23 protein-coding genes, 4 tRNA genes, 2 pseudogenes and 1 other annotated feature are annotated in these 21055 nt (G+C 66.3%); of the genes and pseudogenes, 16 read left to right on the top strand and 13 right to left on the bottom strand.

What is annotated here, in order from left to right:
* Window positions 1–643 precede the first annotated feature (643 nt).
* Both V9G04_08880 and V9G04_08875 read left to right on the top strand, forming a co-directional pair.
* Complete coding sequence (locus V9G04_08880) at window positions 644–2257, top strand: phage/plasmid primase, P4 family (GenBank protein MEI2713393.1); 1614 nt, start codon at window positions 644–646, stop codon at window positions 2255–2257.
* Window positions 2258–2320: 63 nt separating this feature from the next.
* Window positions 2321–3019 (top strand): hypothetical protein, encoded by a 699-nt coding sequence (locus V9G04_08875; protein ID MEI2713392.1) that lies wholly within the window; start codon window positions 2321–2323, stop codon window positions 3017–3019.
* A gap of 309 nt (window positions 3020–3328) precedes the next feature.
* Here V9G04_08875 and V9G04_08870 read toward each other — a convergent pair.
* A pseudogene (locus V9G04_08870) lies at window positions 3329–4568 on the bottom strand (IS3 family transposase).
* Window positions 4160–4288: a sequence feature (AL1L pseudoknot), on the bottom strand. Its footprint overlaps the pseudogene before it by 129 nt.
* Window positions 4569–4665: 97 nt before the next feature.
* Between V9G04_08870 and V9G04_08865 the strand changes: the two are divergent.
* Complete coding sequence (locus tag V9G04_08865; protein ID MEI2713391.1) at window positions 4666–4887, top strand: hypothetical protein; 222 nt, start codon at window positions 4666–4668, stop codon at window positions 4885–4887.
* A 149-nt stretch (window positions 4888–5036) separates the two neighbouring features.
* Window positions 5037–5387, top strand: coding sequence for a hypothetical protein (locus V9G04_08860; GenBank protein MEI2713390.1), 351 nt, complete (start codon window positions 5037–5039; stop codon window positions 5385–5387).
* On the opposite strand, the gene V9G04_08855 is transcribed toward V9G04_08860, so the two are convergent.
* The 6 genes from V9G04_08855 to V9G04_08830 form a co-directional block, all read right to left on the bottom strand.
* Window positions 5384–5611 carry a potassium channel family protein gene (locus tag V9G04_08855; GenBank protein ID MEI2713389.1) on the bottom strand — a complete coding sequence of 76 codons (228 nt, stop codon included), beginning with the start codon at window positions 5609–5611 and terminating at the stop codon, window positions 5384–5386. The genes V9G04_08860 and V9G04_08855 overlap by 4 nt on opposite strands.
* Window positions 5530–6009, bottom strand: coding sequence for a hypothetical protein (locus V9G04_08850; GenBank protein ID MEI2713388.1), 480 nt, complete (start codon window positions 6007–6009; stop codon window positions 5530–5532). The genes V9G04_08855 and V9G04_08850 overlap by 82 nt, the downstream gene beginning before the upstream one ends.
* A gap of 579 nt (window positions 6010–6588) precedes the next feature.
* Window positions 6589–7188, bottom strand: a complete 600-nt coding sequence (locus tag V9G04_08845; GenBank protein MEI2713387.1) for a hypothetical protein — start codon at window positions 7186–7188, stop codon at window positions 6589–6591.
* Window positions 7185–7337, bottom strand: a complete 153-nt coding sequence (locus V9G04_08840; protein MEI2713386.1) for a hypothetical protein — start codon at window positions 7335–7337, stop codon at window positions 7185–7187. The genes V9G04_08845 and V9G04_08840 overlap by 4 nt, the downstream gene beginning before the upstream one ends.
* Before the next feature lie 120 nt (window positions 7338–7457).
* A tRNA-Val gene (locus V9G04_08835) sits at window positions 7458–7529 on the bottom strand.
* A gap of 51 nt (window positions 7530–7580) precedes the next feature.
* Entirely contained in the window at window positions 7581–8102 is a 522-nt protein-coding gene (locus tag V9G04_08830; GenBank protein ID MEI2713385.1) for a PGPGW domain-containing protein, read from the bottom strand.
* 95 nt (window positions 8103–8197) lie between these two features.
* Here V9G04_08830 and V9G04_08825 point away from each other — a divergent pair, with 95 nt between their 5' ends.
* Window positions 8198–8653 (top strand): SsgA family sporulation/cell division regulator, encoded by a 456-nt coding sequence (locus tag V9G04_08825; GenBank protein MEI2713384.1) that lies wholly within the window; start codon window positions 8198–8200, stop codon window positions 8651–8653.
* 3 nt (window positions 8654–8656) lie between these two features.
* Here the strand turns inward: V9G04_08825 and V9G04_08820 are convergent, their stop codons facing one another.
* Window positions 8657–9481 (bottom strand): aminotransferase class IV, encoded by an 825-nt coding sequence (locus tag V9G04_08820; GenBank protein MEI2713383.1) that lies wholly within the window; start codon window positions 9479–9481, stop codon window positions 8657–8659.
* 94 nt (window positions 9482–9575) lie between these two features.
* Here V9G04_08820 and V9G04_08815 point away from each other — a divergent pair.
* The 3 genes from V9G04_08815 to V9G04_08805 all read left to right on the top strand — a co-directional run bounded on the left by V9G04_08815 (window position 9576) and on the right by V9G04_08805 (window position 9841).
* Window positions 9576–9648: transfer RNA gene (locus V9G04_08815), tRNA-Gly, on the top strand.
* A gap of 29 nt (window positions 9649–9677) precedes the next feature.
* Window positions 9678–9748 (top strand) — tRNA-Cys (locus V9G04_08810).
* Window positions 9749–9769: 21 nt separating this feature from the next.
* Window positions 9770–9841 (top strand) — tRNA-Val (locus tag V9G04_08805).
* An 80-nt stretch (window positions 9842–9921) separates the two neighbouring features.
* Here V9G04_08805 and V9G04_08800 read toward each other — a convergent pair.
* Window positions 9922–10116, bottom strand: a complete 195-nt coding sequence (locus tag V9G04_08800) for a hypothetical protein (protein ID MEI2713382.1) — start codon at window positions 10114–10116, stop codon at window positions 9922–9924.
* Between the two features lie 103 nt (window positions 10117–10219).
* On the opposite strand from V9G04_08800, the gene V9G04_08795 reads away from it, so the two are divergent.
* From V9G04_08795 to V9G04_08785, 3 genes and pseudogenes are all read left to right on the top strand, one after another.
* Window positions 10220–10429 (top strand): hypothetical protein, encoded by a 210-nt coding sequence (locus V9G04_08795; GenBank protein ID MEI2713381.1) that lies wholly within the window; start codon window positions 10220–10222, stop codon window positions 10427–10429.
* A 41-nt stretch (window positions 10430–10470) separates the two neighbouring features.
* Window positions 10471–10806, top strand: a complete 336-nt coding sequence (locus V9G04_08790; protein ID MEI2713380.1) for a hypothetical protein — start codon at window positions 10471–10473, stop codon at window positions 10804–10806.
* Between the two features lie 217 nt (window positions 10807–11023).
* A pseudogene (locus tag V9G04_08785) lies at window positions 11024–11733 on the top strand (IS1634 family transposase).
* 120 nt (window positions 11734–11853) lie between these two features.
* Here V9G04_08785 and V9G04_08780 read toward each other — a convergent pair.
* Window positions 11854–12087, bottom strand: a complete 234-nt coding sequence (locus V9G04_08780) for a hypothetical protein (protein ID MEI2713379.1) — start codon at window positions 12085–12087, stop codon at window positions 11854–11856.
* A gap of 649 nt (window positions 12088–12736) precedes the next feature.
* On the opposite strand from V9G04_08780, the gene thrS reads away from it, so the two are divergent.
* A complete protein-coding gene (thrS, locus tag V9G04_08775; protein MEI2713378.1) occupies window positions 12737–14731 on the top strand; it encodes a threonine--tRNA ligase in 1995 nt (664 codons plus the stop codon).
* An 18-nt stretch (window positions 14732–14749) separates the two neighbouring features.
* On the opposite strand, the gene V9G04_08770 is transcribed toward thrS, so the two are convergent.
* Window positions 14750–15610 (bottom strand): LysR family transcriptional regulator, encoded by an 861-nt coding sequence (locus V9G04_08770; GenBank protein MEI2713377.1) that lies wholly within the window; start codon window positions 15608–15610, stop codon window positions 14750–14752.
* Between the two features lie 82 nt (window positions 15611–15692).
* On the opposite strand from V9G04_08770, the gene V9G04_08765 reads away from it, so the two are divergent.
* Window positions 15693–16592, top strand: coding sequence for an EamA family transporter (locus tag V9G04_08765; GenBank protein MEI2713376.1), 900 nt, complete (start codon window positions 15693–15695; stop codon window positions 16590–16592).
* On the opposite strand, the gene V9G04_08760 is transcribed toward V9G04_08765, so the two are convergent.
* Entirely contained in the window at window positions 16593–17726 is a 1134-nt protein-coding gene (locus V9G04_08760) for a dipeptidase (protein MEI2713375.1), read from the bottom strand. It abuts the gene before it with no gap.
* A gap of 17 nt (window positions 17727–17743) precedes the next feature.
* Between V9G04_08760 and V9G04_08755 the strand changes: the two genes are divergently transcribed.
* From V9G04_08755 to pdxS, 3 genes are read left to right on the top strand one after another with little or no spacing between them, the layout of a single operon-like run.
* Entirely contained in the window at window positions 17744–18247 is a 504-nt protein-coding gene (locus V9G04_08755; GenBank protein MEI2713374.1) for an HIT domain-containing protein, read from the top strand.
* Window positions 18248–18275: 28 nt separating this feature from the next.
* Window positions 18276–18890 (top strand): CDP-alcohol phosphatidyltransferase family protein, encoded by a 615-nt coding sequence (locus tag V9G04_08750; GenBank protein ID MEI2713373.1) that lies wholly within the window; start codon window positions 18276–18278, stop codon window positions 18888–18890.
* A 53-nt stretch (window positions 18891–18943) separates the two neighbouring features.
* On the top strand, window positions 18944–19870 hold the full coding sequence (gene pdxS, locus V9G04_08745; protein ID MEI2713372.1) for a pyridoxal 5'-phosphate synthase lyase subunit PdxS: 927 nt from the start codon (window positions 18944–18946) through the stop codon (window positions 19868–19870).
* 1 nt (window position 19871) lies between these two features.
* Here pdxS and V9G04_08740 read toward each other — a convergent pair whose 3' ends face one another.
* Window positions 19872–20999 carry a serine hydrolase domain-containing protein gene (locus V9G04_08740; GenBank protein ID MEI2713371.1) on the bottom strand — a complete coding sequence of 376 codons (1128 nt, stop codon included), beginning with the start codon at window positions 20997–20999 and terminating at the stop codon, window positions 19872–19874.
* Window positions 21000–21055 lie beyond the last annotated feature (56 nt).

Here is a 21055-nt window from a genome sequence, read left to right as displayed (position 1 = left end):
TTGAACTACGGACGACCATTCCCGCCGCAATCGGCGCACTATGACCATCTCACCCAGACCGGCCGGACTGCCGCGACGTGTTCCCTCCACGCGGATGGTCGCTGATCACGGCTGCCGAGTGCGACCTTGACGGCTTCCGGCCCGGGGTCGACGTGCTGGCCATGGTGGCCGGTCACGGTGTCGACGTCGTCGACGTGGACATCAAAGACGGCGGCAGCGTGGACAACCTGCCGCCCTGCAAGTCCTTCGGGGCAACATCACACCGTCTGGCGGTTGGCACTACTTCGTCCCGTCGACGGGGTTGGCCAAGATCTCACCGCTAACCACCTTGGCTGGTCATGTCGGCGACTACGCGGGGGGCACCCCCCAAGGCGGTGGGCGCCTGCTGGTCTACCTATCCGGTTCGAGGCGGCCGAAGTATCCGAACGCCGACTATCAAGTGAGCGTGCCGCTGGATTTGGCCGCACTGGCGGGCGCCGAACCGGACCCAGACTTGGTTGCGGCGCTGCTTGGAGCTGGTGCCCGGTCGACGCTAGACGCAGGGCGCCCGGCGGCGCCGTTGGCTAGCGTGGATGAGTTTCTGACCGAACATGCTGAACTGCCAGCCCACCCCTGCAAGTACGGACGCGCCGCGGTGGCTGGCATGTTGGCCGAGACGCGCGACGTGGTCCCCGGGAGTGTCAAGAATGGGCGGCACGCGTGGGCGGTCAGGTCAGCGATGTGCTGCGCTGAGCTGGTGCGGGCAGGGTGCTGCACCGCGGCCGACCTGGACGCGCTCGAGGTGGAGCTTTCGCGTATCAAACCCGAGGGTGGCACTGACTGGCTGGGCGTGGTCGCGTGGGCGATCACCAACGCTGCAGGTGACACCGACTGCCAGATGCACAACCCGTCCGCTGAGGCTACTGCGTCCTCCGCTTTCTCTAAGCCAACTGGCAGCGGCACGCCCCCTGCCCGCGCGGGTGATGGTTTCACGGACGCGCGACTATCTGAGACCGTGGCCCGAGATGTCTTTGCTGGCCGATACCTCTGGGCCAAAGGCATGGGGTGGCTCCGTTGGGACGGAAGACGTTGGCTGACTTGTGTGGACAAGGAACCCACTGACGCGGTGCGGGAGTACCTCCTAGAACGACACGCAGCCGCGGCTGTGGCCCTTGCCGAGGGCAACGGCGACAAGGCGCATGTCGACGGCTGGCGAGGCACACTCAGCGCATCACGGATCGGTGCGCTGTTTCGCCTGGCGACAGGCGTTGAGGGCGTGTTGACGGACCCTAGCGACTTCGACAGCCGCCCGGATCTTCTGAACGTCGGCAACGGCGTCGTCGACCTCGCCACCGGCCGGTTGCTTCCGCATGATCCGGATCTCCGCCTCACCAAGCTGACCCCGGTGGATTACAAGCCGGGTGCTTCTCATCCGGACTGGGCAGCAGCCCTTGGCGCGGTGCCAGAAGATGCTCGCGACTGGTATCAACTCCGGTTGGGCCAGGCCGCGACGGGTCACATGACGCCAGATGACTTGCTGGTCGTTCAGGTCGGCGGTGGCGCCAACGGCAAGACCACGCTGATGGCAGGGATTCGCGGTGCTCTCGGAGAGTTCTACGTCACCGTCAGCCACCGGGCTTTGATGGGCGATGCCAGCCAACACCCCACGGAACTAATGGTGTTCCGAGGTGCCCGGTTGGCCGTGGTTGAGGAGACGCCGGAGGCACGGCGCCTCTCGACGGTCCGGCTTAAGCAGGCCGTCGGGACCCCCCAGATGCGGGCTCGCTACATCCGGCAGGACGAGGTCGAGTGGGACGCGACGCACGCCCTTGTGTTGTCGACGAACTATCGCCCCGACATCGAGGAGACCGACAACGGCACCTGGCGACGGCTCGCGCTGCTGCGCTTCCCCTACACCTTCAAGGCGACTGGGAGCGTAGAAGAGTCGGCGGGGGAGCGCTGCGGAGACCCCAGGTTGCGCGACCGACTACAGGCAGGCCGCGAGGGGCAGCACGAGGCCGTGCTGGCATGGCTGGTCGAGGGCGCGAAGCGCTGGTACGCCGCTGATCGAGCGATGCCCGACCAGCCCATCAGCGTGAAGGCTGAGACGCGAGACTGGCGCGGAGAGAACGATCTGGTGCTGGCGTACCTCGACGAGCACTTGGTATTCGAGGCTAGCGCGCACGTGTCGACCAGCGACCTACTTGAGCACTTCAACGTGTGGTTGGCGTCGAGAGGTCATCGACCGTGGGCTGACAAGACATTCACGGGTCGATAGGTCATCAATGCCGGGCACGGTGTCACCTCCAAGCGGGGCGGGACCACCGCCTACAGCGCCTGGGTGGACGGCCGAAGAGTCAAAGCCACCCGCTACGGCACCAGCCGCCGCTCAACCTGGGGCACCGCCAACAAGGGCCAGGTCCGGCTCCGACCCCAAGCGATCTACGACCAAGTCGACGATCTCTACGACGGCGACCCCGCCATGGCGCGCGAACTGCTGCAGCGGTACGGGTACGTCACCAACTCAACCCGCAAGTCTCCGGCGAGAGCGAGCGCCAACGCGGGAAAGTCTGGTGGCGGATCCAGTCGGCCGCCGACTGCGGCTGGTCACGCTGGCGGCGGACGCGGAGGCGAGCCTCCTGCACGCCGAGGTCTGCTGGGCCCCGAGGGTCCAGATGAGTTCCCAGAGTTCAACGGCTGGCGACCACCAGTCAAGCGCAGCGAGATTGACGCTTTCACCGAGGACCAGGCCGAAGTGCTCCTCGACGGGGACGGCACACCTGGTGGTCACGGTTACCACCGCTTCGGGCTGGGCATCAAGTCGGACGAGTTCCCCGAAGGCTGGGGCGTCCCCGAGGTCATGCAGTGGGTGCACGGCATAACAGATCACCCGACCTGGGGCCGCCCAACACGTAACGGGTTTGTCCTGTACGGCGCGTTCAATGGCGTCGAAGGAGCCGCATACGTACGGAGGGAGCACGGCAATCGGTGGTCCATCAGCACCGCACACCCACAACGAGCGGTAGACTGGAACCGATGACACCTGTTGAAGTATTCGCCCGACGGCTCTGGGTTCGGGAACGGAAGTTCCAGCCCGAGTTTCTTCAGCATTCTTGGGACGTAATGGCCAAAGGTCGGAATTTTGCGTTACTAGGCGAAGAGGTTGTCGCCTCCAGTGTTCAGCGAGGTTCGCTCACGCCTGAAGATCGTCGTGATGCGCTCGCGCTCCCTGGGCTTCGTGGGGTCCATTGGTTACTGACAGAGGAAGTCCCGCAAGTCACACGCTGACTTTTTCAACCCTCACTCCAAGTGAACCGCCCCGGCGAGTCCGGAGGCTGGGTTTGGTGGCTCAGCCGGTTGGCGTGAGCTCGTTTCTTGCAGCGTAGTGCAGTTCCTCGGCCGCCATGGGCGTGAGGTCGGAGAGCGCCTCGTGAGGGCGCTCGTTGTTGAAGAAGTCGACCCAGTTCAGGGTCTCTAGTTCGACGTGTTCGACGCCGCGCCAGGGACCTTCAGGACGTATGAGTTCGGCTTTGTAGAGCCCGATCTGGGACTCGGCGAGGGCGTTGTCATAGGCATCGCCAACCGACCCGACTGAGGGGTCGACCCCCTCGTCGACGAGGCGCTGGGTGAAGGCAAAGCTGACGTATTGAGACCCTGCATCGGTGTGATGGATGAGGCCGGAAAGGTCGGTGACACCGGCCTGCTGGCGGGTCCAGATCGCATGCTCAAGGGTGTCGAGCACCAGGTCGGTCGTCATCCGCGTGGCGGCCCGCCAGCCCACGATCCGACGGCTGAAGACGTCGAAGATGAAGGCGACGTAGACAGTGCCTGACCAGGTCGCGACATATGTGAAGTCGGCGACCCATAGCTGGTTGGGCCTGCTCGCCCAGAACTGCCGATCGACCAGGTCCAGTGGTCGCTCGGCGGCCGGGTCGCCGATGGTGGTCCGGAACTTCTTCAGACGTAGCGCCCCGACCCAGCGTTGTTCACGGTAGAGCCGCTCGACGGTGCATCGAGCGACGTCATGGCCCCGTCCGCGCAGGTGCAGCCACATCTTGCGTGCACCAAACCGCGCGACCAGCTTCTGCCGGTTGCGCTCGGCGACCATGATCTCGACCAGCTCCGCGTCGCGGATCTGCTGCTTGGAAGGCCGGCGTGAGCGAGCCTCGTAGTAGGTGGACGGAGCGATCTTGATCCCGTGCTCACTGAGCACGCGGCAGATCGGCTCGACCCCGAACTCCACCTTGTGGTCCTCGATGTAGTCGATCAGAACCTGTTGGGGCGGTCGAGCTCCGCCGCGAAGAAAGCCGAAGCGCTCTTCAAGATCTCGTTCGCCCGCCGCAGTTCGGCGACCTCTTTCTTCACGCCTTGATCTCAGCGATCTCCTCGCTGGACTTGCCGACGCGGACACCGCCGTCGATCTCGGCCTGCCGCAGCCACTTACGCAGCGATTCAGTAGAGGTGATGCCCAGCTTCGCCGCGACCGACCTGATCACGGCGGACTCGTGCGGATAGTCCTGCCTGGACTCCATCACCATCCGCACTGCGCGCTCACGCAGCTCGGTCGGGTACCTCGAGGGACGTGCCATGAGAGTGATCCTTCCAACGAATCAGCTCTCCGGACATGCCGGGGCGGTTCAACTTCCCCTGGGCAGCAATCGCGAGTGGCCGCTATGATCCGGTGGCATGAGTAACGCAACGGTGGCCTCGAATCCGATGGACGTTGCCTACCTGCTCTTCGCCCGAGTTATCCCGTTTCTTGACGCCGACGCCCGTCTCGACATTGTGGACTCGCTGCGCGATTGCGATTTCGATTCGGCCCTAGGTCAGTTGATTTTCTGGATTGACGATCTTGAGCTTGACGTCGACCCAGACTTACTTGCGCAGGGCCGCCTGTCAGCAGCCTGACCCACCTCCTGCCCCTACCCCCTACGCCCCGTTGATCTGAGATCCGGGGCGTTTCGCATTTCGTAAAGACTTCTCTCGCCGCGACGGCGAGGTAGGCGCGCATCCGGCACCGCGCAATCAGACCCGTGCCGACCACACCAGGAGACGCGATGTCCCAGCACCCTGTGTTTGGCGTGCCCGCCAAGCCCGCCCAGATCACCCTCGACACGCTGCCCCAGCTTTTCGCCCACCACCGGGCACGCTTCGGCGGCTGGCAGATGGCTGCCCAAGCGAACGAGCAGCCCGGCGAGCAGCCGCCCACCGGACCGGAGCGACCCGATGACATCCCAGCCGAGACCTGGGACGTACTGGGCGACCCCGGCAAGCAGGCCCTCACCCGTGAGCGCGCGCGTGCACTGGCCGCTGAGCGTGCCTTGGCCGCCGCTCGAGCTCGCCCCGCGCCGCCGAAGAAGCCGGAGCAGCCACCTACGGCCCAACCCCCGCTTCTCACCTGGCCCTAGGACTGTTCGACGTGCTTGACCATCCAGGCCGCGACACTGGCCGTGACAGCGCCGACCATCGAGATACCGACCACCATCAGCGCCACGGCCACGAGACGGCCGCTCGTGGTCACCGGGTAGCGGTCCCCATAGCGGACCGTGGTCACGGTGGTGGCCGCCCACCAAAGCGCGTCACCAAACGTGGTGATGTTGGCGTCCGGTGACTCCTGCTCAGCATGGAGAATCGCAATCGAACCCAGGCCGACGGCAATGACCGCGACACCCACCACGTAGGTGTGACCTGGCCGACGAGCGACCCGGCCGCGCTGCGATTGAGGACACGCGCGAACGCCAACAACCGCAACAACCGCAACGGCCGCAGCATCGGCAACGCAATCAGCGCCACGTCATACCAGTGAGCCACCGCGTACCGGCGCCGATCACCTTCCGCGAGATAGAGGCGCACCGCGAAGTCCAGCGCGAATGCGGCCCATACCGACCACGACAACACTGTCAGGACGTTACGCCAATCGCGCGAAAGACGCGGGTCCAGCACCGGCCACGCATACGCCACCAGGAACGCCACGGCGAGAAGCAACAGCGGAGTCTCAGCGCGGCGCTCCCAGCGCTCGACACGAGTCATGAGCAAGCACTCTAGAGCCCGTCGCTGACGGGGACGGCATCTACTATCCCGAGGCACATGCATCCGGTTCAACGCCAGAGAAGAGCCGCCAAAATGCCACGCCGCACACGGTCTATCCCGACGTCACCCGAGAGGCGACGCGCTGCAGTTGGTGGGAATCCAAGAACGACTCACAGTTACCCAGCACGACAATCGTTGGCGGTCACGCGAGCGGGCGCCTATGTCGGGATGCTCAACTGGCTCTCAACGCCCGAACTGGCGGCTGACTTCTGGACCGGAGAACTAATCCCACCGTACCCATCCCTCGGACTGCTCATCTTCTGCGACTGATGCTCAACGTGGACCAGACGGTCGACAATCTCAGCGGGTATGTGCTGCCCCAGGACGCTGACTAGGTAGAGGCCCGCCGGGCTGACCGGTGGGGACGTTGTCCCCAACTCCCGTTGGGCCGCCCTCAGACAAGCACCGCCCCCCAGCCGTGAGGCCAGGGGGCGGTTCGCCGTCCATTGCTGCTTGAAGTTCAGCCGTGCGACTGCGTTTGGAGTTGCGATTCGCAACGGTGTCGCGTCGCGCTTGTCGTCAGGCGTCGAGAGTCACGCGCGACGCCTGACGCCGCTGAGTCACTCGCGCCTCAGCGGCGTCCAGGAGGATGAGCGCGGATTTGCTCGTGTCGATATCCACGCCCAGCCCGGCCGCCAGAGCGCCGAGGTCTTCACCCGCGCCGTCGACCAACTTCCTCAGACCGCTGAGTTTCTCTACGTCGATGAGCCGTGAAGCGGCCACAAGGTCGCAGATTGCGTCCTCTAGTTCACCGCACTTGCGCGGCACCGCGCCGCGCTCGAGGTGAACGATCTCGTGGGCAAGCGTCGCGCGGATCTGGCCGCTATCCATAGAGTCGAGTAGGTGAATCACAGCCGGGGATCCCCACTCGGCCAGGCCCAACGCGCGGCCCTTCTCGAGGTCGGAGTTGAAGCGCACGCGAACTCCTCGGAACGGCTCACGCAAGCCGAGGTGTACCCACGGGTCATAGCGATTAGTGAAGATGTCATTCAAGCGGCCGCGGGTATCCCACGGGTTCTTGACCGTTGTGGTTCGGATGTGGTCCAACTGGGAGTGCTGCTCGACCTTGACGGGCTTCGCTTGTTGAGCTCGACCGGCTTGACCGGGGCTTCCGCTCATCGGTGCACCTGCTCCAACTGCTCAAGCCGGCGCTGCGGCGCGTCCAAGTCGGCGCGGACGTCTACAAGCGCTTCGACAGCCTTGACACGCAAGGCGTCCAAGGTGCTCAACACCTGTTCGATGGTGGCCGGTGGTGATGTGGTGTTCATGGGGGAAATCCTCTCGGTTGAATTGAGAGGGGCCGGACTTTTGTCCTCATGCTGTCCACGAGAACGAGAACGGCCCCTGATTTTCTGCGTTTCCGCAGGTCAGGGGCCCTATTTCGTCGGTGGGCGATACTGGGTTCGAACCAGTGACCTCTTCGGTGTGAACGAAGCGCGCTACCACTGCGCCAATCGCCCGAGCGAGCGAGACTCTAACGCACTGGCCGGTCGCGTCGAGAATCCGGGTCGTTATGCGTCCCTGTCGCCCAGATGCTGGCGTTCCTCCTGTTCGTGCTCGCGCTCCTCGTCGTTGTCCTCGATGTCGTGCTCCAACTCCGCGACCGCGTCGGGTCGGCCGTGGAAGCGACGGAACGCGTACACGATCATCACCAGAGCGATGACCCCCGACCCGATCTGGGTGACACCGGTCCAGAGCCCGCCGGGAAGCCAGAGCCGCTCGGACAGGAGCCACCACGAGGGCGAGGGGGGAGAGAGGATCCACACGATCCCGCAGCCCACGAGTCCGAGGGCAAGCAGCGACGACATCAGCACGCGCGGCCAGGTCTCGACGCCCTCGGCGGCGGCGCGCATCGCCCGCAGGCGTACGGGTTCGACCCGCTTCTCCGCCCACTCGTACTGCTGCGACAACAGGGCCAGTCCGGCGAAGATTCCGAGCAGCCCCGGCCCGGGCAGGACCAGTGCCGCAATGCCCACCAGGAGCAGCAACCAGCCCAGGGTCTCCAGCACGATTCGCTTGGCGGCGCCTGACATGGCAGGCACGATAACGGGTCGTTCCTGACATTCCCTGTCGGCCATGTCGTCGTCACTTCGGCGTCATATCGCACCCGCTCGCGCGTCCCCCTGACATGACCCGCCCGCTAGGTGACCGACCGGCCTCGTCCCAGCAGCCGATCGCCTCGGTCGTACGCCGAGTGGTTTCGGTGTTCTGCCTCGATCGGCTGGGCCAGGAGCACGACCTGGAGATCGAACTCGGGTTCGACGCCCGTGATCCGTACGCGGTCACGGTCGCTTTCCCGACCGAGCCGACGGCTGTCGCATGGTCGTTCGCGCGGAGCTTGCTCAGTCGCGGCGTCACAGATCCGACTGGCTATGGCGACGTCTTGGTCTGGCCGAGTCTGGACGGCGAGGGGAGTGCGGTCGTCGGGATTCGACTGTCGTCGCCGGACGGCCAGTTGATCCTCGAAGCACGGGCCTCGCAGGTCTATTCGTTCCTGAGCGCGACCGTGGCGCTCGTACCCTTCGGTGCCGAGTCCGGTCACCTGGATATCGACGCGCTGGTGTCGCAACTCTTGGACCGCTGAGCGTCAGGGGTCGACGTGCTGCCGTTCGCGGCGTGCCCACGTCTCCTGCACCTCACGGGTGACCGGCCCAGCATCGCCGAAGTGGCGGTCGTCCCAGCGCGCGATCGGTTGAGCGTCTCGGGTGGTGGAGGCAAGGAACGCTTCCTCTGCGGTGGCCACCACGTGTTCGAGAGGCTCGTCCACCTCGACGGCGCCACACCACTCGAGGATGAGCGCGCGCGTTACGCCGGCAAGACAGCCTGATGCCAAGGTGGGTGTGCGCAACTCGCCGTCGACTACATAGAAGACGTTCGAACCGGTGCCCTCGCACACGTTGCCCGCCAGATTGGTGAAGATCGCCTCGCCGGCGCCTTGCTTGGCGGCGTACGCCAGGGCGACCACGTTCTCCGCGTACGAGGTGGACTTCACTCCGGCCAAGGCGCCGCGTTCGTTGCGTGGCCAGGGGACGGTGACGACGTGCGCCGTCGAGGGGTACGGCGCCATCGGCGAGGCGGCGACCACCAGGGTGGGCACCACTTCACCTCGCCCCGAGCCCATCGGGGATGGTCCGCCGGTGTACGTAATGCGAAGCCGGCCGAGCGGATCGTCGAAGCCGTCGAGGACGGCAGCCACGGCCATCCGGATCTTGGTGTCGTCCGGGGCGGGCAGACCGAGGGCGCCAGCAGAGGTGGCCAACCGGTCCAGGTGGCGGGTCAGCGCGAACGGCTGGCCGTCGACGATCTTGAGCGCTTCGAACACCCCGTCACCCACGGTGAACCCATGATCGGACACCCGGATCGCTGCTTCGTCCGCGTCCATCAGCAGCCTGTCGTTGACCCACACTCGCATGCCGACACTCTAGGGAGCCCCCCGTTTTTGCGTGCTTGAAGTGATCCGTTAGTGTTCTCTCCGCACGCCGCCGAGGAGACTCGGAGGAGCGCAAGCGGACGTAGCTCAGTTGGTAGAGCGCAACCTTGCCAAGGTTGAGGTCGCGAGTTCGAGCCTCGTCGTCCGCTCGGAGCGGGTCTCGGCAGACCCACTTCCCGGTGGGTTGGCCGAGAGGCGAGGCAACGGACTGCAAATCCGTGTACACGGGTTCAAATCCCGTACCCACCTCGAAAGATAAGCTCAATACGAGGGCGATTGGCGCAGCGGTAGCGCGCTTCCTTGACACGGAAGAGGTCACTGGTTCAAACCCAGTATCGCCCACGGACAGAAAACAAGGCCCTGACCTGCATGAACGCGCAGATCAGGGCCTTGGTCATTCTCCGGTCATTGCTACCAGATTGCTACGCCGTGACCTCGCCCCCGCCCGCTTCTCCCGCAACCTCCGCAACCTCCCGATCTCCATCGGCAGCGCCACGGCCGCCCGTGGACCCCGTCGGGGTCAGCCCGTAATGGGCGCGCGCTTCGGCCTCACGGCTCGCGGGGTAGGGCCCCGGGGTGGCGGCGAGGCGTACGGCCACGAGGGCACGGATGGTCATGGGGTGAGGGTGTCAGCGAGCACCGACTGTCGCCCGGTTGGTCACATTTGTATTTCGTCTAGTCCACTTGCCTTGAAACTGTCTAGTGCGGTAGACTACCGTCATGCTCTCAGAGCAACCCACGCGGGCGATGGTCAAGGAGTTGAAGGTGGCCGGTTGGTCTGTCCTCACCTCGGACGGACGGCACACCAAGTACGGGTGCCCGTGTGGAGCGCACACGTTCCCGCTTCCTGACAGCCACCGGACGATCTCCCCCGGAGTTGTCCGCAAGTGCCGCAAAGCGATCAATCAGTGCCAGGAGGGGCAGCGATGAAGGAGTATGAAGTCACCGTCACCCGTGACGGCCGATGGTGGATGATCGAAGTCCCCGAGATTGACGGGCTCACGCAGGCTAGGCGTGTTGGCGAGATCGAGGATCAAGCTCGTTCGCTTATCGCGGTGACGCTCGACGTGCCCCTCTCGGAAGTTGCGGTCGTGATCAGGTCGGTCCTCGTGGGCGACATTGATGCCTTGGCTCTCGCCAGGGAGGTTGAGCAGCGGCGCGCCTCCGCTGCTAGCGCCGAGCAGCAGGCCGCCGCAGCGTTGCGTGACGCGGTTTCGCAGTTAGTGGCGCGCGACGCGGCGACCCGCGACGTGGGTGAATTGTTGGGCATCTCGCATCAGCGCGTGTCGCAGATTGCCAGCCGCTGACAGCCTGCCCCGAAATGCCAAGAAGCCCCGCCACCCAATCGGGCAGCGGGGCGTGGTGACGGCTTGGGGCGTCAGTCGTGATGCGGCTCGTCCTCGGGTGGCGCAAGTACGTCGGTGCGGGCGTCGAGCCAGGTCCGCATCAGCCACGACAGCACGGCCACGGCGACGGACTGGAAGAACGAGAAGCCGACGATCGCGGCGCCGAACTCGGCCCAAGCAGGCCCTCGAGGATGCCAGGCTCTCGTTCATTATCGGCGCCCGGATCCCCGATGTCCCTTACGTGGTGAAGGCCTGGCACAACAAGCATCCCGATGAGCCGGTTCCCGACGGTCTGGTGTTGACCCAGCCGTGGTCGGCCACCCAGGCCGAGAAGGCCCGCGGGAAGCGGGACCGGGTGATCCACTACCAGTACCGCGCCGACCGTGCCCGCCGCACGCTCCGCGGGATCGATGAGCCGGTCGGCAAGGCCGAGAAGGCCGTCGCGGGCAAAGTCGCGGTCAAGCGCAACCGCTACGTCCAGCTCGCTGGCGACACCAAGAGCGTGAACCGCGAACTGGAAGCGAAGACGCGGATGCTGGCTGGCTGGAAGGGCGCCACCAACCTGGTCGACCAGCCCGCCGAGTTCGTGATCGGTGCCTACCACCAGCTGTGGCACATCGAGAAGAGCTTCCGGATGTCCAACACGACCTCAAGGCGCGGCCGATCTACCACCACAAGCGTGAGTCCATCGAGGCCCACCTGACCATCGTGTTCGCCGCGCTGGCCGTGACCCGCAGTATCGAGACCACCACCGGGTGGTCCATCAAACGGTTCGTCCGCACCGCCCGGCGCTACCGCACCGCCCAGAACCAGGTCGGCAAGCACACCGTCACAGCCGAAGACCCACTCCCGACCCACCTACGCGACGCCCTCGCCCAGATCAACTGAGCACGTGCGCACTAACGTGAGCCGAGTCAGGCCGTAGGTGGCTGCTCCGGCTTCGTCGGCGGCGCCGGACGAGCTCGAGCGGCGGCCAAGGCACGCTCAGCGGCCAGCGCACGCGCGCGATCAACGGGCCAGGGCCTGCTTGCCGGGGTCGCCGAGGGCGTCCCAGGTCTCGGCGGGAATGTCGTCGGGCCGCTCAGGCCCGGTGGGCGGCTGCTCGCCGGGTTGCTCGTTCGCTTGGGCCGGCATCTGCCAGCCGCCGAAGCGTGCCCGGTGGTGGGCGAAGAGCTGGGGGAGGGTGTCGAGGGTGATCTGGGCGGGCTTGGCGGGCATGCCAAACACAGGGTGCTGGGACATCGCGCCTCCTGGTGTGGTCGGCACGGATTGATGCGCGGTGCCGTATGCGCGCCTACCTCGCCGTCGCGGCGAGAAAGTTCGAAGGTGACTGTGGCTGCTAACCTTGGGTATGCCGGGGTTGCCCTCCGCAAGCCTTGAAATAACAGGCCGTCAGAACGTGGGGGATGCGCCCCGGCGCTTTCGTTTGTCGGATCACAAGAGGTCGATCCGATGAAGTTGCGATTGCGCAATGACCCAGAGTTCCTGGATAGCGTTTCCAGACTCGCGGTTGCGCCAGTTGTAGAGCTCGAGTTGTCGCCGCAACTTGGCAGTGAGCGACGCGTCCCGAATATCCACCACGAAGACAGATTTCCTCGACCACCGACACGGGGAGCGCGGGACACGAGGATGACTCTGCCGAAGGACCACCCCGCAGCTAGCGCGTCTTCAATCTGAGCGCCGCTCACTGTTGATGGCTTACATCGAAGCAGATCCGCGTTGGTTGCTCTCGGCCGGTGCGCAGTCCAGCCTACGACGGCGAGAGGAGGACCGCCCACCGCCGATTCGATCGCGAAACCGGATCGCGGTCGCCGACCGGGCGCCGATACGATCGGTCGCATCAGCGAGGCCCGGGCCGTATCCGGGCCGCCCCACAACTCAAGGAGCACCCGTGTCCCAGATCCACGTCGTCCGAGCCCACGCCGAGGAGCGCGAGGAACGCAGCGTCGAGACGGGCACCAAGGCGTGGGAGTTGTACGCCGACCAGTCCACCGTGATCGCCGCACGCGTCAACGGCGACCTCAAGGATCTGGCGTACGAACTCGTGGACGGTGACGTCGTCGAGTCGGTGGAGATGGCCAGCAAGGACGGCCGCGACATCTTGCGGCACTCGACCGCCCACGTGTTGGCCCAGGCCGTACAGCAACTGTGGCCGGAGGCCAAGCTCGGCATCGGTCCACCGATCACCGACGGCTTCTACTACGACTTCGACGTCGAGACCCCCTTCACTCCCGAGGACCTCGGCAAACTCGAGACCGCGATGCGCAAGATCATCAAGGAGGGTCAGCGGTTTGAGCGCCGCGTCACCACCGACGCCGAGGCCCTGGACGAACTGCAGGACGAGCCGTACAAGATCGAGTTGATCGGGCTCAAGGGAGGAGCCGGCGCCGAAGACGCGGCCGAGGGGGCGAGCGTCGAAGTTGGCGGCGGCGAACTGACGATCTACGACAACGTCCGACGCAACGGCGACGTCGCCTGGAGCGACCTGTGCCGTGGCCCGCACCTGCCCACCACCAAGCGAATCCCGGCGTTCAAGCTGATGCGCACCGCGGCGGCGTACTGGCGAGGCAACGAGAAGAACAAGCAACTGCAACGTGTCTACGGCACCGCCTGGGAGTCCAAGGAGGCGCTGGAGGAGCACCTGCACCGCATCGAAGAGGCCGAGCGCCGCGACCACCGAAAACTCGGGCGCGAACTCGACCTCTACTCGTTCCCCGACGAGATCGGCTCCGGTCTGCCGGTGTTCCATCCCAAGGGCGGGGTGATCAAGCGTGAGATGGAGGACTACGTACGCCGTCGGCACATCGAGGAGGGCTTCGACTACGTCGGCACCCCCCACATCGCCAAGGAGGGGCTCTTCCACACCTCGGGCCACCTTCCCTATTACGGCGAGGGGATGTTCCCGCCGCTGGGTGTCGACGAGCAGCCCTATCGCCTGAAGGCGATGAACTGCCCGATGCACAACCTGATCTACCGCTCTCGGCAGCGCTCCTATCGTGAGTTGCCGCTGCGGCTGTTCGAGTTCGGGTCGGTCTACCGCAACGAGAAGTCCGGCGTGATCCACGGCCTGACCCGGGTCCGCGGCTTCGCCCAGGACGACTCGCACTCCTACGTCACCCCCGAGCAGGCGCCCGACGAGATCCGGCACCTCCTCAACTTCTGTCTCGGCCTGTTCCGCGACTTCGGCCTCGACGACTTCTATCTCGAACTCTCGACTCGTGATGACGCCAAGCCGGACAAGTTCATCGGCTCGGACGAGGACTGGGAGATGGCGACCGAGGTGCTGCGTCAGGTCTGCGAGGAGTCCGGTCTCGAACTCGTGCCTGACCCGGGCGGGGCGGCCTATTACGGCCCCAAGGTCTCGGTGCAAGCGCGCGACGCGATCGGGCGCACCTGGCAGATGTCGACCATCCAGTACGACTTCAACCAGCCTTCCGAGGACCGCTTCAACCTGGAGTACGTCGCCGCGGACGGCACCCGCAAGCAGCCCGTGATGATCCACTCGGCGAAGTTCGGCTCCATCGAGCGCTTCATCGGCGTGCTGGTCGAGCACTATGCGGGCGCGTTCCCGCCCTGGCTGGCTCCGGTGCAGGTGCAGGGCATCCCGATCGCCGAGCGGCACGTGGACTACCTGCACGACATCGCTCGGCAGATGAAGGCGTCGGGTCTGCGTGTCGAAGTCGACGAGTCCGACGATCGGATGCAGAAGAAGATCCGCAACGCCCAGTTGCAGAAGGTCCCCTTCATGATGATCGCCGGGGACGACGACGTCGAGAAGGGCGCCGTCTCGTTCCGTTATCGCGACGGCCGCCAGGACAACGGCGTGCCGATCGCCGAAGCGATCGATCGGGTCAAGGCAGCAGTGGCCTCGCGCGAGCAGGTCTGAGCGTTCAGATCTGGGCGTTCAGGTCGCCCCGATCTCGGTGAGCACCGCCCGCAGCGGTGCCCACTGGTTTCTGCCCCCGCGCAGGACGGCATAGGTGGTCATCACGACCGCCGGATCGAGTCGTACGACCTGCAACCCCTGGCCGATCGGGTGATCTTCGGGCATCAGGCCGACGCCTCGACCTGCGCGCACCAGGTCGCAGACCAGATCGAGGTTCTCGATCCGGTGGGTGATCGAGGGGGAGAAGCCGGCCAGTCCCGCGAGAGTGCGTACGGCGATCTCGTCCGCATCGTTGCGTGAGTTCACGATCCAGTCCCGACCACTCAACTCAGGCAGGGTCACGCGCGCGTCCGCCTCGGGCACCACGATGCCCCAGGTGCGAGTCCACAGCGCGCGGGCCTCCAGGCCGGCGGGCAGTGCCGCCGGCGCGAGTTGGTAGTCGTACGTCAGGGCCAGATCGAGAGAGTCCGCCAGCAGTCCCGCGAACGCCTCCGCGGGTTCGAACTCGAACATTTCGACGTGCAGTCCTGGGGCTGAGGTCGACAAGGTTGCGATGGCGGGCAACAACGTCCGCCGGATCGCACTGGCGAAGCCGCTGACCCGGACCGACCCGGTCGGCTCTGCGTCCGGATCGAGCGCGCGCCGGGCGGCATCCACCTCCGCGAGGATGCGTACGGCGTGGTCGGTCAGACGTCGCCCGGCCGGGGTCAGACGGACGCGGCGGCCATCGGGTTCGAGCAGGGGCACCCCGGCTTCACGCGTCAGGGCGGCCAGGTGCTGCGAGACCGTCGAGGTGCTGGTGTGGTGGGCGTACGCCACCTCGGTCATCGACCCGAGGCGAGACAGATCCACCAGCAGTTCGAGGCGCTTGAGATCCATCCCTCTATGTTAAGCAGTGACGAACGATACCTACGTCAATCTCACGTGGACACGGATGGACGGCCTGGGATCTACTCCTCCTATGACCGTTCTCGACACCTCCACCAGCGCCGCCGGCGACGCGCGGACTCGGGCTCGGCACGGCGTCCTGATGGCGCTGTGCTCGATGTTCTGCGTCCAACTCGGTCTGGCGTTGGCGGTCGGTCTGATCGATGACCTCGGGGTGGAGGGCGCAGCCTGGATCCGGCTCTTTTTCGCCGGTCCGCTGATGCTGCTGATCGTGCGCCCGTGGCGCTACAGCTTCTCGCGCAACGCCCTGCTCGGCGCGATCGGACTCGGCGTGGTCGTCGCGGGGGTGACCATGCTCTTCATGGCCGCGATCGACCGCCTGCCCCTGGGCACCGCGAGCGCGCTGGAGTTCCTGGGACCTCTCGGCGTCGCAGTCGTACGCGGCAAGGGGACGGCGCGCCTCTGGGCTCTCGTCGCCGCGCTCGGGGTGCTGTTGCTCACCCAGCCGTGGACCGGAGAGGTCGACGGCGTGGGCGTGCTGTTCGCCTTGTCTGCGGCAGCCTGCTGGGCGGCGTACATCGTGTTGTCCCAATTGGTCGGAGACGAACTCGGCGGTTTCGTCGGCCTCGGCATCGCGCTGCCGGTCGCGGCGCTCGTGTCGACGGCCTTCGTGGGTCACGACGCCTTTGGCAAACTTACGCCCGAGCTCGCGCTCGCCGGGATCGGCTTGGCACTGCTGTTGCCCGTGATCCCATTTGCCCTGGAGATGCTGGCACTCGGTCGACTCACCGCGGCTGCGTTCGGCACCCTGATGGCGCTCGAACCCGCCTTCGCGCTGTTGTTGGGGCTGGTCGTGTTGCACCAAGTGCCGGATCTGCTCGCGCTTGCGGGCGTGGCCTGCGTGATCGCTGCCGGGATGGGCGCAGAGCGCAGCGGTGCACGCGACCACCTGGTGCCCGTCACGGCAGATTGATCAGTCTGCGGCGTCCTCCGCGGCGCGCAGCACCCGCAGCACGTTGCGATTCGCCACCTTGGCCAGGTCGTCGTCGCTCCACCCGCGTTCGGCCAACGCCGCGAACAGCAGGGGATAGGTCGAGACGTCCTCCAGGCCGAGCGGCAGGTGATCGACGCCGTCGTAGTCGCCGCCGATGCCCAGATGGTCGATGCCCATCACCTCTCGGGCGTGTTCGAAGTGGGCGACGGCGTCTTGGATCGTGGCGTCGGGGCGTACGCCGTAGGACGCGGCCCAGGACTCGACCTCGGCCCGATAGGCGGCCGGGTCGTCGTCATCTATCGTCCCGCGCCGGGTCATGTCCTCCCACAGCGGCACATGCCAGTCACGGCTGGCCTGAGACAGGAAGTAAGGCACCAGCGTCACCATCAGCACGCCACCGTTGTCGCGCAGCGTCTCCAGGACGTCGTCGGGCGCGTTTCGAGGGGTGTCGCACAACGCGTACGTGCTCGAATGGCTGAAGATCGCGGGCGCCGAGGTGGTGGCGAGCGCATCGCGCATCGTGTCGTGGCTGACGTGACTGAGATCCACCAGCATCCCGAGCGAGTTCATCTCGCGCACGACGTCGTGACCGAAGTCGGACAGGCCACCCAGCACAGGCAGGTCGGTGGCCGAGTCGGCCCACGGCGTGTTGGAGTTGTGGGTGAGGGTCAGATAGCGCACCCCGCGCTCGAAGAGCGAGCGCAACTCGTCCAGAGACTCGTTGATCGAGTGGCCGCCCTCCGCGCCCAGCAACGAGGCGACCATGCCGTCGTCGAAGGCACGCGTGACCTCGTCAGTGGTGCGCGCCAGTCTCAGGTCGCCGGGCCATCTCCTCGCCATCTCCTCGACCGCGTCGATCTGCTCGTGAGTGGCGCGTACGGCCTCGGCGCCTTTGAGCGAGCAGGGCACGAAGACAGACCAGAATTGCCCGCCGACGCAGCCCTCGTGCAAGCGCGGCAGGTCGGTGTGCGTACGCCCGACCGTGCCAGCCGCCAGATCCAGCGCCTCGAAGTCGTAGCCGACCCGCCGCGCTTCCCACGGCAGGTCGTTGTGTCCGTCGAGCACAGGGTGTCGGCGCAGGATGTCGGTCACGTGCCGAAGGTGATCAGCCATCGGGCTACGGTAGCGACGTGGACGCGCTCGAACGCCTGTGGACGCCCTATCGAATGGCCTACATCGCGGGAGCGTCCGATGAGCCGAACCGGCACGAGCCCCGCGGCTGCCCCTTCTGTGCGATGCGTGAGCCGCGCGAGCATGATCTGGTCGTGCACCGGGGTGAGACGGCGTTCGCCGTGCTCAACCTGCACCCGTACAACCCCGGGCACCTGATGGTGCTGCCCTATCGCCACGTCGCCGACCTCGAAGACCTCACCGCCGACGAGTCCTTGGAGATGACCGCCCTGACGACCCAGGCCGTACGCACCATCAAGCAGGTCGCCGCGCCGCACGCCTTCAACGTCGGCTTCAACCTGGGGGGAGTGGCCGGCGGTTCCCTGGCCAGTCACCTGCACCAGCATGTGGTGCCGCGCTGGGAGGGCGACGCCAACTTCATGACCGTGCTCAACGGCACCAAGGTGATGCCGCAACTGCTGGAGGACACCCGCGATCTGCTGGCGGGTGCCTGGCCCGTGTGACACGGGGCCCCGATAACGTGGGGGCACCATGCTTGAGAACATCCGCGGGATCGTCACCGCGATCATCAGCCCGATCGCCCGGCTGCTCCTGCGCCTGGGAGTCAGCCCCGATGCCGTCACGCTCGTGGGCACTTTGTGCACCTGCGGAGCCGCGCTGTGGTTGGCTCCGCAGGGCCATCTGATCGCCGCCGCCTTGTCGGTGACCGCATTCGCGCTGTTCGACCTGCTCGACGGCACGATGGCGCGGATGTCCGACCGGGTGACCAAGTTCGGCGCGTTCTTCGACGCCACGCTCGACAGGATCGCCGACGCGACCGTATTCGGCGCGGTGATTCTCTACTTCGGCACGATCGGGAACACCTTCGGCCAGGCGACCAGCCTGTTCTGCCTGGTCACCGGCGCGGCTGTTAGCTATGCCCGCGCCAAGGGCGAGTCGCTCGGCTTCACCGCTCGCGCGGGGCTGATGGAGCGTGCCGACCGCTTGGTCGTCCTCGGCCTGTGCGCGATCGCCGCGGACCTCTCCGACAAGCCCGAGATCCTCGCCTGGGGGCTGCTCGTCCTGGGGGTGCTGACGTCCGTCACGCTGGTCCAGCGGATGCTGACCGTACGCACTCAGGCCACCGAGGCCACGCGCACGGCGTGAGGGCCGCGCGCCCCCCTCGTACTCTTCTCGCTCCAGCGGCCTACCATTCGCTCATGACCGAGCAGGACGCCGCCGCGTCGACCGACACCCACGAGATCCCCACGACCGGCACCACGCGCGTCAAGCGCGGCATGGCCGAGATGCTCAAGGGCGGCGTCATCATGGACGTGGTCACCCCCGATCAGGCCAAAATCGCCGAGGATGCCGGTGCCGTCGCGGTGATGGCACTCGAGCGCGTCCCTGCCGACATTCGTGCTCAGGGGGGAGTCTCGCGGATGAGCGATCCCGACATGATCGACGGGATCATCGCAGCGGTCTCGATCCCGGTCATGGCCAAGGCCCGCATCGGCCACTTCGCCGAGGCGCAGGTGCTGCAGAGTCTGGGAGTCGACTACATCGACGAGTCCGAGGTGCTGACCCCGGCCGACTACGCCCACCACATCGACAAGTGGACCTTCCGGGTGCCGTTCGTGTGCGGCGCGACCAACCTGGGCGAGGCCCTGCGCCGCATCACCGAGGGCGCCGCGATGATCCGCTCCAAGGGCGAGGCCGGCACTGGGGATGTCTCCAACGCGGTGACTCACATGCGCACGATCCGCACCGAGATGCGTCGGCTCCAAGGGCTGGCCGACGACGAACTCTATGTCGCTGCCAAGGAGTTGCAGGCGCCGTACGAACTGGTCAAGGAAATCGCCCGCACCGGCAAACTGCCGGTCGTGCTCTTCACGGCGGGCGGCATCGCGACACCGGCGGATGCCGCGATGATGATGCAGTTGGGAGCCGAGGGCGTCTTCGTCGGCTCGGGCATCTTCAAGTCCGGCAACCCGGCCCAGCGCGCGGAGGCCATCGTCAAGGCGACCACCTTCTTCGACGACCCCGACGTGGTCGCCAAGGTGTCGCGCGGGTTGGGCGAGGCGATGGTCGGCATCAACGTCGAGGAGATCCCACAGCCACACCGACTCGCCGAGCGCGGCTGGTGAACTAGCGCCGCCGCTGAGCCCAGGTCACTACTCGTGTGGCGTCCTCGAACGTGTAGTGCACGCCCTGCTTGACGATGCCGAGACGCACCACGATGGTGCGAGAGCCCGGATCGACGAGCACCGTCTGGCCACCGAAGCCGAGCGCGGCGAACGCGCGCTCGGAGGCGCGCGGCGCGAGTTTTCCGTACGCCCGGTCGAGCGGCTGGCCGTGCCGGTCGACCCGATCGGTCGCGCCGCGCAGAATGCCGGGGCGGTTGAGCCACCACAGGTAGCCGTAGTTCGCGGCGTGAGCCGTCGACGAGCGTCCGGTCGCCGCGCGAACGAACGCCTTGGACAGGATGCGGCGCTCGCCGAGCCTTCCGCGCTGCAGATACAAGCGAGCGAACTTCGCGATGTCCAGGCAGGTCGTGCGCAAGCCGAAATAGGTGTTGGTCGAGCGACCGCTGGGGTCCCGCGTCATCGAGGTGTTGCGCATTCCCAGGGGCCCGAACAGTCGCCGCTGCGCGAAGTCGTCGGTCGCCATCCCGGTCGCGCGTCGCAAGATCAGGTCGAGCGTCTGGATCGCGGCGTTGTTGTAGGCCCAGGTGGCTCCGGGGGCGTACTGCTGGCGAAGGCCGACCGCGTACTTGGTCCGGTTGCGCGCTTGGAAGAGGCGGCCGTAGTCACCCTTGAACGACCAGAAGCGACCGCTGCTGTTGCTCAGCAAGTGGCGGATGGTCACGTGGCGAGACGGGCCTTTGCGCCACCTGGGGATGTACTTGGACGCTCGGTCCGAAACCTTGAGGTCGCCGTCTCGCGCCGCGATCCCGATCAGGGTCGCAGTCACCGACTTGGTGACCGAGAAGACCTCGCGCGGGGTGTCGCGGGTGTGCTGGAGCCAGTTCCAATCCCTGACCAGGCGGCCGTCGCGCACCACCGCGAAGCACGTGGAGTTGCGGCGTTTGGCCTGTCTCGCCAGCCACGCCAGGCGCTTGGCCCGGAAGTCGGCCGCGGCCGGTGTCGCCACGTCCCAGCCTCGGATCCGAGCGTCGTACGACGTGTCGGCCCGCCCGGGGGCTGAGCCCGCGGGCGCCAGCGGGACCGCCAGCAGGGCGAGGATGGTGAGGAGGGCCGCGAGCGGTCGTGACATGGCGACGAGGGTAGGCGCACAGCGGCGGAAATCCGGCTTCATTAGGCTCGTGGTTC

The organism is Nocardioides sp., assembly GCA_037045645.1.
GTDB lineage: Bacteria > Actinomycetota > Actinomycetes > Propionibacteriales > Nocardioidaceae > Nocardioides.
This window is presented reverse-complemented; position numbering and strand designations above follow the sequence as displayed.